The 16,671-nt window shown below is 42.8% G+C and carries 11 protein-coding genes; 10 read left to right on the top strand and 1 reads right to left on the bottom strand.

Features of this window, described 5'->3' with window-relative positions; genetic code table 11:
* Nucleotides 1–16: 16 nt before the first annotated feature.
* A complete protein-coding gene (locus FRX45_RS03670; RefSeq protein WP_226804928.1) occupies nt 17–244 on the bottom strand; it encodes a hypothetical protein in 228 nt (75 codons plus the stop codon).
* A 463-nt stretch (nt 245–707) separates the two neighbouring features.
* Here FRX45_RS03670 and FRX45_RS03665 point away from each other — a divergent pair, with 463 nt between their 5' ends.
* The 10 genes from FRX45_RS03665 to FRX45_RS03620 all read left to right on the top strand — a co-directional run bounded on the left by FRX45_RS03665 (nt 708) and on the right by FRX45_RS03620 (nt 16,458).
* Nucleotides 708–3,017 (top strand): PSD1 and planctomycete cytochrome C domain-containing protein, encoded by a 2,310-nt coding sequence (locus FRX45_RS03665; RefSeq protein WP_152267056.1) that lies wholly within the window; start codon nt 708–710, stop codon nt 3,015–3,017.
* Between the two features lie 219 nt (nt 3,018–3,236).
* Complete coding sequence (locus FRX45_RS03660; RefSeq protein WP_152267055.1) at nt 3,237–5,558, top strand: PSD1 and planctomycete cytochrome C domain-containing protein; 2,322 nt, start codon at nt 3,237–3,239, stop codon at nt 5,556–5,558.
* A 6-nt stretch (nt 5,559–5,564) separates the two neighbouring features.
* Nucleotides 5,565–7,019: a DUF1501 domain-containing protein gene (locus FRX45_RS03655; protein WP_152267054.1), complete on the top strand. Its 1,455-nt coding sequence runs from the start codon at nt 5,565–5,567 to the stop codon at nt 7,017–7,019.
* Between the two features lie 42 nt (nt 7,020–7,061).
* Nucleotides 7,062–8,087, top strand: a complete 1,026-nt coding sequence (locus FRX45_RS03650; RefSeq protein ID WP_152267053.1) for a twin-arginine translocation signal domain-containing protein — start codon at nt 7,062–7,064, stop codon at nt 8,085–8,087.
* Nucleotides 8,088–8,263: 176 nt separating this feature from the next.
* Complete coding sequence (locus FRX45_RS03645; RefSeq protein ID WP_152267052.1) at nt 8,264–10,411, top strand: chitobiase/beta-hexosaminidase C-terminal domain-containing protein; 2,148 nt, start codon at nt 8,264–8,266, stop codon at nt 10,409–10,411.
* 172 nt (nt 10,412–10,583) lie between these two features.
* Nucleotides 10,584–12,260 (top strand): ArnT family glycosyltransferase, encoded by a 1,677-nt coding sequence (locus FRX45_RS03640; protein WP_152267051.1) that lies wholly within the window; start codon nt 10,584–10,586, stop codon nt 12,258–12,260.
* An 11-nt stretch (nt 12,261–12,271) separates the two neighbouring features.
* Nucleotides 12,272–13,231: a glycosyltransferase family 2 protein gene (locus FRX45_RS03635; protein ID WP_152267050.1), complete on the top strand. Its 960-nt coding sequence runs from the start codon at nt 12,272–12,274 to the stop codon at nt 13,229–13,231.
* The gene (locus tag FRX45_RS03630; RefSeq protein ID WP_152267049.1) at nt 13,200–14,081 is read left to right on the top strand and encodes a lysylphosphatidylglycerol synthase transmembrane domain-containing protein; all 882 of its coding nucleotides are present in this window, start codon (nt 13,200–13,202) and stop codon (nt 14,079–14,081) included. Before FRX45_RS03635 ends, FRX45_RS03630 begins: the two co-directional genes overlap by 32 nt.
* A 167-nt stretch (nt 14,082–14,248) precedes the next feature.
* Nucleotides 14,249–15,628, top strand: coding sequence for a glycoside hydrolase family 88 protein (locus FRX45_RS03625; protein ID WP_152267048.1), 1,380 nt, complete (start codon nt 14,249–14,251; stop codon nt 15,626–15,628).
* Nucleotides 15,625–16,458, top strand: a complete 834-nt coding sequence (locus tag FRX45_RS03620; protein WP_152267047.1) for a sugar phosphate isomerase/epimerase family protein — start codon at nt 15,625–15,627, stop codon at nt 16,456–16,458. The genes FRX45_RS03625 and FRX45_RS03620 overlap by 4 nt, the downstream gene beginning before the upstream one ends.
* Nucleotides 16,459–16,671 lie beyond the last annotated feature (213 nt).

Here is a 16,671-nt window from a genome sequence, read left to right as displayed (position 1 = left end):
TAAATCTCAAATTCTTCTAATCCGGCAATTCTTCGATGGCATATCCGAAATCACCAATTGCTTCTATTATCCGGTTATTGTCTATAGCGCCATTACGACTTTCTACACGCAAAATCTTATCGCAATCCTGCAGATCGAAATTAATCTTATACGCCGGAAAATAATCAACCAATGCGGCCAGTAGTTTGGCCGCCTGTGTTTCCTGTTCAACATTTGTCTTGAATACTTCTACCAACTGTTCCATTGTTTTAGTATTTTTTTAAATCAGGCAAAAACATTCCCGGGGTTTGTTATACAGTTAATTTGCATTATGAAATTATACTATGCAAACTTAAAACGGGCTGGTGACAACCCTATGGCAGTGTAAACAGGGCTTGCTTAATTTTTTTCGTATCAATTACTGTTCCATGGTGCCGGTGTGACTATCATGGTATAAATTTTTGCTTTTTATTTATATGCTGAAAAATAGTATTGCATTCTTCCTGACAGCCTGCAATAAGAGAGTGTTGCATCAAAAGCAAAAGATTACATTTTTATTATTTGTCACAATCATTATATAACGCTTTAAAACGCCGGAGCATAGTGCAAAGATTTCTTTAACTTTAAATTCAGTTTCAAAGCCAATAAGTACAGAATATTTCACCTCACACCAACAATCAACATATAATATTCTTAAACAACTCTGTTAACGGTTGTTAAACTGCATTATGAAAAAAAAATATATAGTAATACTATTTTGTTTAATTGGTGGGATAGCTTTGTTTACTTTCATATGCTTTTCCGGTAAAAAATCCAGTAACATCAATAAGCCGGATGCCATCAGTTATAATTTCCAGGTACGCCCTATCCTTTCCGACAAATGCTACGCCTGCCATGGACCGGATGCCAATAAACGCGAAGCCGGCCTGAGGCTGGATATTGAGAAAGAGGCTTACAAGGCATTAAAAGATAATCCCAAAGCACATGCTATTGTACCCGGAAAGCCCGGCTTATCTGAGCTTTATATCCGCGTGTCAACTACCGATACCGCTATTATGATGCCACCTGCTTCAAGCAATTTGCCCACCCTTACCGAAGCCGAAGTTGTTATTATAAAAAAATGGATTGAAGAAGGCGCAAAATATGAACCCCACTGGGCCTTTGTACCTCCGCAAAAAGCACCACTTCCTAAAGTAAAGAATAAAACGTGGCCGAAAAATGAAATTGATCATTTCGTTTTAAGCAAGATGGAGGAGCATGGGCTTACACCCAATGAAGAAGCAGACAAAGAAAGATTGCTGAGACGCATTGCATTAGATATTACAGGGCTTCCGCCAACTCCCGGCATGATAGACAGCTTCGCAAAAAGCACGGATCCCAACGCATATGAAAAAATGATTGATGCCTTATTACAGCAACCTGCCTATGGAGAAAGAATGGCTATCCCGTGGTTAGATGCAGCAAGGTTTGCCGATTCGGGTGGCTACACAGATGATTTTTACAGGTCGCAATGGCCCTGGCGCGACTGGGTGATTCATGCTTTTAATGAAAACTTACCATATGATAAGTTCATTACCTGGCAGTTGGCAGGTGATTTAATTCCGGACGCTACAAAAGAGCAGATACTGGCAACCGGCTTTAACCGTAATCATAAAATTACCGATGAAGGTGGTGTTATTGATGAAGAATACCGTGTGGAATACGTGGTAGACAGAACCAATACACTGGGCACGGCAATACTGGGCATGACCATTGAATGCGCCAGATGCCACGATCATAAATATGACCCCATTTCACAAAAAAATTTTTACCAGCTTTCCGCTTTCTTCAACAGTATTAAAGAGGTGGGATTGGATGCTATTGCCCCTGCCAAAAACCCTCGCATGGATATTACCCGGGAGGATCTGAATGGCGTGCTGAGCTTTATTACCACTTCAAGAGATACGGCAGGATTACAGGTGTCTGTAATGAAGGATCTGGATACGGCAAGAAAAACCTACATCCTTTCAAGAGGCGCATATGATCAGCATGCGGAGGAAGTACAACCCGGTACACCCAAATCCATTATGGCTTTTCCTGACGATCTTCCTAAAAACCGTCTGGGTTTGTCGGAATGGCTTTTTGATGCCAAACACCCGCTTACCGCCAGGGTTTTTGTAAACAGAATATGGCAGGAGATTTTTGGAAGAGGCATTGTAAAATCTGCCAACGATTTTGGCATGCAGGGCGAATTGCCTACCAATCCTAAATTATTAGACTGGCTGGCAGTAGATTTCCGGGAAAACAGGTGGAATATTAAAAGACTGGTAAAGCAAATATATATGTCGGCTACTTACCGGCAATCTTCAGCCATACCACCAGAAAAGTTAAAAGCCGACCCCCAGAATATTTATTTATCCTACGCTCCTCGTATTCGCATGAATGCAGAAATGATCCGCGACCTGGTACTGGCGAGCAGCGGATTATTACAACCCATAATAGGCGGACCCAGCGTTAAACCTTACCAGCCACCGGGTTTGTGGGAACTGGCTACGGCAGGCAGGGGAACGTTAACGATATACAAACAGGATCATGGCGAGCAGCTATACCGGAGAGGAATGTATACTTTTATTAAGCGAACAGTGCCTCCACCCGCTATGCTGATTTTTGACGCCAGCAACCGCGATCAGTGTGAGGTTAAACGATCCAGAACCAATACACCTTTACAGGCTTTAATTATGATGAATGACCCCACAGTACTGGAAGCATCTGTTGCCCTTGCCGATGGCCTGGCAGGAAAGAAAATCGCTGCGCAGGCGGCTGTTACCAATGCTTTTAAACGCATCATTAACCGGGAGCCCGGCAAGCAGGAACTTGATATTTTAATGCAATATTATAAAGAACAGGAAGTTTACTTTAAGACCAACCCCGCCAATATAGAAAAAGTTACAAAAGCCGGAGAATATAAAATGAAGAACAAAGCAGGCCCGGAAACAGCCGCATTAACACGGCTGGTGCAGGTAATATACAATATGGCAGAAGCTATTACAAAAACATGAGTGATACATAACTAATTATTACAATGCAATCGCCAAATAATCATAAGTTATTTAAAAATCGCAATGATACTGTAAAGATTCTTTAACTTTAGGGCACACTTAGTAAAGCACTATTGTTACCATAATAATTTTCATCCTTAAACAATCTTATAAGGAATACCAGGTAATTAAGGTAATCCTTTAAACAACTTTGGAAAACCCGGTTGTTAAACTTGCATTATGAAGAAGTTTTATATAGTTGCTTTAATTTGTTTGATTGGGGCAGCAGTGATATTCACTTTCGTCTACTTTTCAGGCGAAAAGACAAATAAAGATGCTGGTGCAGAAACCATCAGTTATAATTTCCAGGTACGCCCTATCCTTTCCGACAAATGCTACGCCTGCCATGGACCGGATGCCAATAAACGCGAAGCCGGCCTGCGGCTGGATATTGAGAAAGAAGCTTACAAGGCATTAAAAGATAATCCCAAAGCACATGCTATTGTACCCGGAAAGCCCGGCTTATCTGAGCTTTATATCCGCGTATCAACTACCGATACCGCTATTATGATGCCGCCTGCTTCAAGCAATTTGCCCACCCTTACCGAAGCCGAAGTTGTTATTATAAAAAAATGGATTGAAGAAGGCGCAAAATATGAACCCCACTGGGCCTTTGTACCTCCGCAAAAAGCACCACTTCCTAAAGTAAAGAATAAAACGTGGCCGAAAAATGAAATTGATCATTTCGTTTTAAGCAAGATGGAGGAGCATGGGCTTACACCCAATGAAGAAGCAGACAAAGAAAGATTGCTGAGACGTATTGCATTAGATATTACAGGGCTTCCGCCAACTCCCGGCATGATAGACAGCTTCGCAAAAAGCACGGATCCCAACGCATATGAAAAAATGATTGATGCCTTATTACAGCAACCTGCCTATGGAGAAAGAATGGCTATCCCGTGGTTAGATGCAGCAAGGTATGCCGATTCGCATGGTTACCAGGATGATAATTACAGGTCGCAATGGCCCTGGCGCGACTGGGTGATTCATGCTTTTAATGAAAATCTATCATACGATAAGTTCATTACCTGGCAGTTGGCAGGTGATTTAATTCCGGACGCTACAAAAGAGCAGATACTGGCAACCGGCTTTAACCGTAATCATAAAATTACGGAAGAAGGTGGTGTTATTGATGAAGAATACCGCGTGGAATACGTGGTAGACAGAACCAATACGCTGGGCACGGCAATACTGGGCATGACCATTGAATGCGCCAAATGTCACGATCATAAATATGACCCCATTTCACAAAAAAATTTTTACCAGCTTTCCGCTTTCTTCAACAGTATTAAAGAAGTAGGATTAGAATCTACAGTTGGCGGAAGCGATACTTACGCCAAAAATCCACGGATGGATATTACACGGGAAGATTTACAGGGCGTATTGAACTTTATTACCAGTACAGATACTGCAGGACTGCAGGTATCGGTAATGAAGGACATGGATACGGCAAGAAAAACGTATATCCTTTCGCGTGGAGTATACGATCAGCATGCGGAGGAAGTACAACCCGGTACACCCAAATCTATTATGGCTTTCCCTGACGATCTTCCTAAAAATCGTCTGGGTTTGTCGGAATGGCTTTTTGATGCCAAACACCCGCTTACCGCCAGGGTTTTTGTAAACAGGGTATGGCAGGAGATTTTTGGAAGAGGCATTGTAAAATCTGCCAACGATTTTGGCATGCAGGGTGACTTACCTACCAATCCTAAATTATTAGACTGGCTGGCAGTAGATTTCCGGGAAAACGGGTGGAATATTAAAAGACTGGTAAAGCAAATATATATGTCGGCTACTTACCGGCAATCATCGGTCATCTCACCCGAAAAATTAAAAGCCGACCCCCAGAATATTTATTTATCCTACGCGCCGCGCATTCGTATGAATGCCGAAATGATACGGGATATGGCACTGGCAAGCAGTGGATTATTACAACCTGTTATAGGCGGGCCCAGTGTTAAACCTTATCAACCACCGGGTTTGTGGGAACTGGCAACATCGGGCAGGGGCTCACTGGCAACCTATAAGCAGGATCACGGCGATAAACTATACAGGAGAGGCTTATATACTTTTATTAAACGCACTGTTCCACCGCCTTCCATGATGATCTTTGATGCCAGCAACCGCGATCAGTGCGAAGTAAAAAGATCAAGGACCAATACTCCTTTGCAGGCGCTGATCATGATGAATGATCCCACTATATTAGAAGCATCGGTGGCGCTGGCCGATCACTTAACGCAAAGGAAAGAAAAAACTGAAGCGGCCGTTACTGAGGCTTTTTTACGCATCATTAACCGGCATCCGGATAAACAGGAGCAGGATATTTTAATACAATATTTCAATGAGCAGGATGCCTGGTTTAAAGCCAACCCGGAAAATATAGCAAAGGTTACAAAAGTGGGAGAATACAAAATGAAGAGTGCTCCTGGCCCTGAAGTAGCCGCTCTTGCACGGCTGGTGCAGGTAATATACAATATGGAAGAAGCAATTACAAAAACATAGGATGTGATGGATAAAGAATTATTACAACACGGGTTAAATATTAACCGCCGCAAATTTTTATCGCGCATGAGCATCGGGCTGGGCAGTGCAGCCTTAGGTTCGTTGCTTATTCCTGGGCTCTTTGAAGGATCCGCGGAAGAGGAGGCGGGATTTATACCTGGTATCCCTCATTTTGCCCCGAAGGCAAAAAGAGTCATTTACCTGTTTCAAAATGGCGCACCATCGCAATTAGAAACATTTGATTATAAGCCTACGCTCAATAAAATGATGGGACAGGATCTTCCTGAATCCATACGGCAGGGTCAGCGCTTAACAGGCATGACTTCGGGACAGAAATCATTTCCGCTGGTGGGGTCTTACTATAAATTTAACCAGCATGGGCAATCCGGTGCGTGGGTAAGCGAAATATTCCCGCATATGGCGAAGATCGTAGATGATCTTTGCATTGTAAGATCAATGCATACTGAAGCCATTAACCACGATCCGGCCTTAACCTTTTTTCAAACAGGCGCCCAGCAGGGGAACCGCCCCAGCATGGGTTCGTGGGTGAGCTATGGATTGGGTACGGAAAATAAGAACCTGCCTGCATTTTGCGTATTACTATCCCGCGGTAAAGGAAACGGGCAGGGTGTATACTCAAAATTATGGTCGAACGGATTTTTGGATTCCATTCACCAGGGCGTACAGTTCAGCAGTGGTGAAAACCCCATTTTATATTTACAGGATCCCGATGGAATGGACAGGGAAGCCCGTCGTAAAATGTTAGACAAGGTTGCGGCGCTCAATGAAATACAGCTCAAAAATTTTGGCGACCCCGAAATTGCTACCAAGATTCAACAGTATGAGATGGCGTACAGGATGCAAACCGCCGTACCGGAAATCATGGATGTATCAAAGGAGTCGGATGATATAGTGAAACTCTACGGATCGGAATGCCTGGTGCCAGGCACTTATGCCGCTAATTGCCTGCTGGCGCGCAAACTGTCGGAAAATGGTGTTCGTTTTATACAACTGTATCACCAGGGATGGGATCAGCATGGCAACCTGCCTAATGAAATGAGAGGACAGGGGAGGGATGTTGACCAGCCATCCGCCGCATTGATCACAGATCTTAAGCAAAGAGGATTATTAGATGAAACTTTAGTTATATGGGGCGGCGAATTTGGAAGAACCAATTATTGCCAGGGCGCTATGAGTGAGGATAATTACGGCAGGGATCACCATCCGCGCTGCTTTACCATTTGGATGGCAGGCGGTGGCATAAAACCCGGAATGGTGTATGGTGAAACGGATGAATTCGGATATAATATCGTTAAAAACCCTGTACATATAAACGATTTTCATGCTACTATATTAAATCAACTGGGCTTTGATCATGAAAGGCTTACCTATCGCTTCCAGGGAAGAAGGTACAGGCTAACAGATGTTTCAGGCACGGTAGTAAAAGATATCATTACATAATAATTTATTTCTCTACAATTAATCTTACTACAACGATTCTTTATGAACAGAAGGAAATTTTTAAAAAACGCAGGATTAGCAGCAGGTGCTGTAGCCATTACAAAAGATATGTTTGCCGGAAAAAATGACCCCATATACGGGCACAATGATATGCGTTACCGCATGAATGTAAAATGGGGCGCCTTAAACCCGGAAAAATATCCTGTAAAGGATTGCCACGAAATGATACAGGATAAAAAAGGACGCATCATTTTGCTAACAAATGAAACTAAAAACAATATTCTTATTTACAATAAATCGGGTAAGCTAAAAGGAAGCTGGGGTCATGAATTCCCGGGTGCACACGGGCTTACATTGCATCGTGCCGGGGGAGAAGAATATCTATTTATTACCGATACCAACAAGCACCAGGTATATAAAACCACGATGGACGGCAAGATTTTACTAACGATAGATTATCCAAAGGAAACAGGTGTGTATGAAAAGAAGGAGGCATTCGTTCCTACAGAAACAACGGTTTTAGACAACGGCGATTTTTATATTGCCGATGGCTATGGTTCGCAATACATTATGCATTACGATGAAAAAGGAAAATTGAAACATTTTTTTGGAGGCAAAGGAGATACTACAGCCAATCTTGACAATGCGCATGGTATAACAGTTGACAGGAGACAGGGAACGCCTTCTTTGCTGATCACCGACCGTACACGCAATTGTTTCAAAAGATTTTCAATGGATGGAAAGCTGATAGAGGTAATTGAATTACCGGGAGCCTGCGTTTGCCGGCCGGTTATACATGGCGATCACCTGTATGCAGCGGTGTTGCGTTCACCTGATTTAAACTCCCCGGGAACAGGTTTTGTAACCATATTAGATAAAAACAATAAAGTGGTTTCCAATATCGGCGGATCAGAACCGGTTTATAAAGACGGCAAACTTCAGCCGATGTCGCAAACGGAAAAGATATTTGTTCATCCGCACGATGTGTGCATAGATGACGAAGGAAGTATTTATGTGGCACAATGGGCATCAAACAAAGTATACCCCTATAAGTTTAGCAGGGTGTAAGAGGTGAGTAGTGAATAGTGTGATGAGAGAGGTGAGAAGGGAGAGGTGAGAGAAGCAGGTTGCTTTTCATGACATTACCGGATACCGGCGATATTTTAGTACAAACACAGTACTGATAATTTAAACGGGCTAAGCAAACAGATATATACAACGATTTTAAAATTATAGCGATATACATGCAAACAGTTAAAAGAATCGGTGGCGGGGTATTATTCGGCAGCATGGTCTTTCTTCTTTTTTTGGTTGTATTTGAAAGCTTCCTGCACATACCCAGTTGGCTTGCCGTGGCAGGCAGGCTGCACCCTATGTTTCTTCATTTTCCTATCGTATTACTGCTGATCTCTTTTTTTACAATGTGGATCCCCGTTAGTAAAGGCGCAGAAAATGAATGGCTGTCCTTGTTGCGGCTTACAGCGGCTTTATCGGCAGTAATTACCGCTATCCTGGGCATGCTGTTATCCCTGGAAGATGTGAGCGGAGGCGATTTATTGCTCTGGCATAAATGGGGCGGAGTTAGCATTGCCATACTGGGATTTCTCTTCTATTCTTATCACGACTTTTTGGTTAAACATATTGTATTCACGAAATTTTTTACTGTCGCCGCCACGTTTGCCATTATAATAACAGGGCATTGGGGCGCCAATTTAACCCATGGAGTAGATTATGTGCTGGCCCCTGTTTTAAATCAACAGAAAGAATTTGTGCCTCCTGAAAAAGCAGTTGTATTTGCCGATGTAATACAACCCATTCTTGAAAGCAAATGCACCGGCTGCCACAGTGCGTCGAAACTGAAAGGGGAACTGCTGCTCGAAAACCTCAAGGGTGTTCTGGCAGGTGGTAAATCCGGGCCTTTATTTATTCCCGGGCAGCCAGATACGAGTTTAATGATCCGGCGCCTGCACTTACCGGTAGACGACAAAAAGCATATGCCACCTGCCGCCAAGCCGCAATTAACAGAAGCTGAATCTGCATTGTTGTACGCATGGATTAAATCAGGCGCGGTAACAGAAAGTAAATTATTCAGCCTGCCGGAGCAGGATTCATTCCGCTTGCTGGCTACCAATTATTTACAGGCTGATGAAAATACCGCTGAGCCCGTGTATGATTTTGAAGCGGCCGATGAAAAGAAAGTGCTCGCTTTAAATAATAATTACCGCATGGTAGTACCGCTGGGGAAAAATTCACCGGCGCTTTCGGTTAATTTATATGGCCGCAATATATTTTCCACCAAAGCGCTGGAAGAGCTTCTGCCCGTAAAACAACAGATCGTAGAATTGAACCTGTCGCGCCTGCCTGTTAAGGATGAAGATATGAAAGTGATTCAGCAATTGGTTAACCTGCAAAAGCTGAACCTCAATTATACCGACGTTACAGCTAAAGGAGTAGAACAGTTAAATACATTGCAAAAGCTGCGCGAAATAACGCTTTCCGGTACTGCAGTTACCGCTGCTGCATTAGCAAAAATTCTACCCCTGCCCGAACTGGAATCTGTATTTGTATGGGATACCAAAATAGACAGTCTGCAATTACAACCGCTTAAGAAAAAATTTTCAAATGTTTATATCGAAACAGGTTATATTGATAAGGGAGATGTGATCATAGCGCTGAGCCCTCCTATTATAAAAACACCACAGGGCATTTTTAATAAGACTACCACGCTGGAAATCAAGCATCCCTTTAAAGGTGTGGATATACGGTATACTTTAGATGGAACACAACCCGACAGTCTGAGTGGAAAGCTGTATACCGAACCTATTGCTGTTGACCAAAGCGTTACGCTAATAGCGAAGGCTTACAAAAAAGGATGGTATGGAAGCACACCGGTGCAGGCTGCTTTTATTAAGCAGGGATTTGTGCCCGATTCTATATCCTTCATTACCAGGCCCGATCCAAAATACAGTGCGGAAACCCCTGCCCTGCTTACCGATGGAACATTGGGCGATTTTGCCAATTTTTCTAATGGAGAATGGCTGGGCTACCAAAAAAATGAAGCCGCATATTATTTATTTTTCAATAAAGCGGTAAGTCCGAAAAATGTTCTGTTCCAAATGCTGCAAAATACAGGCGGACACATTTTCCCGCCCGCGAAAATAGAAGTATGGGGAGGAATAGATAAAGCACAATTAAAACTACTGGGTAAACTAACCCCTGTCATACCCGAAAAAAACAAGCCTGCCGCATCTTTACAGGAAAGCGTTAGCTTAACAACGGCAGAAGTGTTGTGCCTGAAGATTATAATAAAACCCATTTCTGCGCTTCCCGCATGGCATAATAATAAAGGAAAACCAGGCTGGGTGTTTTTAAGTGAACTCGTAGTAAATTAAAGGGCTCCCTGGCGCACCTATTCAACTACTTCCGGTATAGTTTGTGATAAACGGTCGGATTACGTTTTGCATTTGTATTGCTGTTCTATAAATAAGGTAATTTTGCCAGTCAAAAAGCAACTGTTCGGCCGCATCAGCAAAGATTGGGCATTAAACCTTATACATTACTGTTATGTTTCCTTTCTCAGGTAAAAGGCAGTACATCCTTTTACTTTTTATTGTTAGCATATGTTACCTGCTGGGATTATTTCTGCCCCTGATGAATGGCGATGCTTCTCATCATGCCAACATCGCCCTTCACATGTATCAACACCATAATTATGTAGATTTAATTGATCGTGGAAAAGATTATTTAGACAAGCCTCATTTATTATTTTGGCTGGCCGCAGCAAGCTACCACATATTTGGAGTTACTCCCTTTGCGTATAAATTGCCTTCATTGCTTTTTAGCATCGCCGGCGCATGGGCAACGTATAAAACAGGGAAACGGCTGTATAATGCAGAAACAGGCAAGCTGGCCGCATTAATATTGGTCTCTTCCCAGGCCTTCATACTCGCCTGCATGGATGTACGTATGGACGCCATTCTTACAGCCTGCATTATTTTAGCCTCCTGGCAATTGCTTGAAGCCACCATCGCAAAAAAATGGTATAACGCAATAGCAGCAGCCTTGTTTATGGCGTTAGGCTTTTCTACCAAAGGCATGGCAGGCATCGCTATTCCCTGTGGAGCCTTGTTCTTCTACCTGCTGTATAAACGCGATTTTTCGCAGCTTTTCCATATCAAATGGGTAATCGTTGCATTGTGCACCATTGTTTTTATGCTTCCGGTATTATACTGTTATTACCTCCAGTTTGATCTTCATCCTGAAAAAGAGATCAGGGGAATGAACCATATTTCGGGTATACAATTCATTTTATGGGGACAGAACATAGAAAGGCTGGAAGGGGAAAACTGGGGCGGAGGTAAAAAGGATTATTTTTTTTATTTCCATACGCTGCTATGGGCATTTCTGCCCTGGGCACTGCTGGCTTATTATGCAGCGGCGAGCCGCATAAAAAATTTGTGGGTAACGAAATTTGCTTTTGCAAAAAACGCAGAAGCGTTTACTATCGGTACCATTGTATTTGTTTTCATTTTAATTTCAGCTTCCCGGTTTCAGCTTCCGCATTACCTCAATATTATTTTCCCTTTTCTTGCTGTTTTAACCGCTGCAAAATTGGTAGAGCTGGATGATCAACATGGTTACAGGAAAATACTAAATGTAATTTCAAGGCTCCAGATAAGTATTTCCCTGCTAATGGTAATACTTATTGCGGTATTGTATATATGGTTTTTCCCTGTTCATATTGCTTTGGTCTGCACACTCGCATTAGCAGCACTTTTGTTTATATGCTGGTGCACCTTTAGCAGGCAAAAGCCACTCTCTAAGATCACTGCTGTAAGCGTTACCGGTATTGCATTGGTAAATATTATACTGAATGGCTTTTTTTACCCTCAATTACTGCGTTATGAGGGTGGTTTGAACCTGGCTAAGCTTTCGCGGGAAAAACAAATTGACCCGGCCGATGTTTATTATTATAATACCTATAATTTTGCATTTGATTTCGATACCGAACATCTTGCACCAACGTTCTCTCTTGAGGAAATTATAAACAAGTCCGGTAGGGCATACTGGCTTCTTACCGATGCACCAGGACTGGACTCCTTAAAACAGAGCCAGGTACCGGTTGCGGAAACGATCGAAAGCGAACATTTTCATATTACCCGGTTGAAACTTGCCTTCTTAAATCCGGCTACCCGGCCGAAAACGCTCGACAGATTGTACCTTCTGAAAATTTCACCTTAAAAACATTTTTTATGACTCCGGAACTATCTATTATAATAACTGTTTTAAATGAACGGGAAAACATCAGCCCCCTCGTAAGAAAATTAAAATATGATCTGTCGGGCATTGACTACGAAGTAATTTTTGTAGACGACGGATCAACAGATGGCACGCCAAGAGCAATCCGGAAAATAGCTGATGAAAGGATCACCCTGATTGAGCTGAGAAAAAATTACGGGCAAAGCACGGCCATGACAGCCGGTATTCATCATGCAACAGGCAGGTATGTGGCATTACTGGATGGCGACCTTCAGAACGACAGCAGCGATATCCCGTTTATGCTTGATAAATTAAAGTCGGAAGACTGGGATGTAGTGGCAGGCAACCGTAAAGACAGGCAGGATGGGTTTATTTTACGCAAAATACCCAGCAGGGTGGCGAACTACTTTATAAGGAAATTTACAGGTGTGCATATTAAAGACTATGGCTGTACTTTGAAGATCTTCAAAAAAGAAATTGCGGATGACCTTGGATTATATGGCGAAATGCACCGCTTTATCCCGGTGCTGGCCAAACTACAGGGCGCCAGTATTGTGCAGGTAGATGTAAAACATCATCCACGCAAATACGGACAATCAAAATACGGGCTCGGCCGAACGTTCAGGGTAATGTCGGATCTCATTACCATGATATTCTTCAGAAAATATATACAAAAGCCCATGCACCTGTTTGGCACGCTTGGCTTTATTATGTTCAGTATAGGGTTGATCACGAATATATACCTCCTTGTTTTAAAAATGATGGGACATGATATATGGGGAAAGCCTTTACTGATTCTGGGATTGTTGCTTTTGCTGGGTGGTATACAATTAATTACCCTGGGATTTTTGGCAGAGATCAGCATCCGCATTTACTTTGAAGCCGGGAATAAAAAAACATACCAGATCAGACGTATTGTACATGGACAGGAAAAGAGCCTGGAATATCATTAAAGTATTTTTAAAGCTGGCTGTTACAGGCCTTACTTTATGGATTGTTTATACTAAAGTTGATCTTAATGCCTTATCCCGCATATGGAACAATGCAATAGTATGGCTTTTTGCACCGGCATTGCTTTTCTTTGCGCTTTCGCAATTCATCTCTTCCTTTCGCCTGCTGAATTTTTTTAAAAACATCCGGCTCCCCATATCTGTTAAGCACAATATTATATTGTACATACAGGGAATGTTTTATAATATTTTTTTACCGGGGGGCATTGGAGGCGATGGGTATAAAATACTAACCCTTCGCAAACAATACAACACAGCGTCCAAACAAATTTTCAGTGCTGTTTTTTTTGACCGCCTGAGCGGATTATGGGCCCTGTGCTTTCTTATTGTATCATTATCTTTATTTGTTCCGCTGTTCAATAATTATACCTGGCTGATAGCAGGCGGTTTTGTGGCAGGCAGCATTATATATTACTTTGTTATCCGTTTCTTTTTCCACACACATAGTGCCCGGTTCTTCAAAACACATTTTTTAGCTTTACTGGTACAAAGCTGCCAGCTTGTTTCCGTTGCATTTATATTAAAAGCCTTGGGCTGCCACGAATTTTATTTCGCTTATTTTACCATATTTCTTTTATCATCACTATCCACGCTTTTTCCTTTCAGTATAGGCGGGTTAGGCGCCCGTGAAATTGCCATCGTTTGGGCGGCTTCCATACTTCAGCTAAATAATGATATGGCTGTTTCAGTAAGCCTTTGCTTTTACTTTATTTCCGCAATCTTATCATTGTCAGGCATCTTCGTTGTATTCTATTCCCAAAAAACAACAACCCATACTGCAACAGAGCGTTAATATTCCGTTATCGCTCCCTTCCCAACTTTCATTATTGCTCTAAAAAAATGAATTAGTTCTATTCTATACGGCATAAAAATTATATCTTTTGCATCCAAAATACGTATGCAGGTGAAATGCTCCCGCCAATATGACAAGGATTAAATAATTTTTTTAAGCAGGCATTAATGATAAAAATAAAAACAAACTTACAGGCATCCGGCTGCAACAATAAACTGAAAAAATTCTGGGATATCTCGGAAAAGAAAATTGCCCTTATTGAAAAAGATTATGATTCATCTAAAGGCTCTCCGGTTTTTACCATAAATGGCCATTATACCACAAGGGGATGGACGGAATGGACGCAGGGCTTTCAATATGGCTCCGCTATTTTACAATATGATGCTACCGGGGAAAAACCGTTACTGGAACTTGCCCGCAATAAAACGGTTGCTGCCATGGCGCCCCATATCAGTCATACAGGCGTGCACGATCATGGATTTAATAATGTAAGCACTTATGGCAACTTACTGCGCCTGATGCACGAAGGCAAAATTCCTTATAGTGAATGGGAAAAGAGTTTTTATACGCTGGCCCTGAAAATTTCCGGCGCCGTGCAGGCAAGCCGCTGGACAAGCATAAAAGAGGGTGGCTACATTTATTCGTTCAATGGTCCGCACTCTCTTTTTGTAGATACCATCCGTTCTGTTCGGGCGCTAATAGTAAGTCATTCTCTCGGTCATTTTTTGCAGGCTGAAGGCGATCAAAAGATCAGCCTGCTGGATCGTGCCATTCAACATCTGGCAGCCACGGGCAAATATTCCATATTCTATAATGAAGGGCGTGATATATACGATGTTTGGGGGCGCACTGCGCATGAAAGCATCTTTAATGTAAAAGACGGCAATTTCCGCTGCCCCAATTCACAGCAGGGTTATACCGGTTTCAGTACCTGGACAAGAGGGCTGGCATGGGCAATGTGCGGATTTGCGGAAGAACTCGAATGGTTCGACACGATAAGTGAAAATGACATTGCCCTATATGCCAAAAAAGGAAATATTATTTCGCTCCTGCTTAAAGGTGCGAAAGCAACCTGCGATTTTTATATTGATCATACTCCCTCTGATGGAATTCCGTATTGGGATACAGGGGCTCCTGGTTTGAATAAAATAGGAGATTATTTAAACAAACCCGCCGATCCCTTTAATGATTTTGAACCCGTGGATAGCTCGGCCGCTGCCATTGCAGCACAGGGATTGCTAAGGCTCGGCAAATACCTGCAGGACAAGGGAGATGCAGCAAACGGTATTCGCTACTGGCAGGCAGGGCTAACGGTGCTGGATACCCTGCTTGATGAGCCCTACCTGAGCACAAATCCAAATCACCAGGGATTGATCCTGCATTCCATTTATCACCGTCCCAACGGCTGGGATCATATACCACCCGGAAGTAAAATTCCTTATGGAGAATCGAGTATGTGGGGCGATTATCATGCCCGTGAGGCAGCTCTTTATTTACAAAGGGTAATCAATAATGAACCGTACTATACCTTTTTTAATATTCAATGAAGATAAAAGAACATACCGATCTTTCCCGGTTGTGTATACACACCATTACTACCAAACCATGGAATATAGAAGAAGCTGCGAAAAACTATGCTGCTGCCGGGGTTAAAGGTATTACCGTTTGGCGCGATGCACTGGAAGGAAGAAATATAAAACAAACCGGCAACCTGCTGCGTGAGCATGATTTAACCATCGTATCTCTTTGCCGCGGAGGATTTTTTGCTGATAAAGATGCAGGCAAAAGAAAGCTGGCAATGGATGATAACAGGAAAGCGATTGAAGAAGCCGCCGACTTGGGAACACCCATGATCGTGCTGGTTTGTGGCGCTGATCCTTCTCAGCCGTTGGAAGAATCAAGAAAACAGATCCACGATGGCATTGCTGCAATAATTCCTGATGCATCAGCCGCCGGCGTAAAGCTGGCCATAGAACCGCTGCATCCCATGTATGCAGATACCCGTTCGGCCATTAATACATTGGCGCAGGCGAATGATATGGCGGAAGCGTTGCATTCTGCCTGGGTGGGTGTAGCGGTTGATGTGTATCACCTGTGGTGGGATCCGCAACTTGAGCAGGAAATAAAACGCTGCGGAAACAATGAACACCTGCTGGCTTTTCATATTTGCGACTGGAAAACACCAACAAGGGATTTATTGTTCGACAGGGGCCTGATGGGCGAAGGCTGCATTCCTGTTAAACAAATCAGGTCGTGGGTGGAAGCCGCGGGTTTTAACGGATTTAATGAAGTGGAAATTTTTTCCAATACTTTCTGGAAAGAAGACCAGGCGGAATTTTTAAAGAAGATCATTAAAGCGTACAGGGAACGCTCTTAAAGTGAGTAGTGAGTAGTGAATAGTGAGAAGAGAGACGTGAGAGGTGAAAAGTGAAGAAAAGGAGTATCAAGCCGATCATTAGGTAATATTTACCTCATAGCTGACGGCTGAAAGCTTATAGCTCAGAAGATGAAAGGTAAAAAGTTGAACCAACTCCTTAAACCTGCAAGCTCTGCCCTGCAACCTGAAACTTGTGACCTGCAAACGTGAGCT

Source organism: Agriterribacter humi (assembly GCF_009192765.1).
Lineage (GTDB): Bacteria > Bacteroidota > Bacteroidia > Chitinophagales > Chitinophagaceae > Agriterribacter > Agriterribacter humi.
The sequence above is the reverse complement of the archived record's forward strand: the minus strand, read 5'-3'. Positions and strand labels throughout refer to the sequence as shown.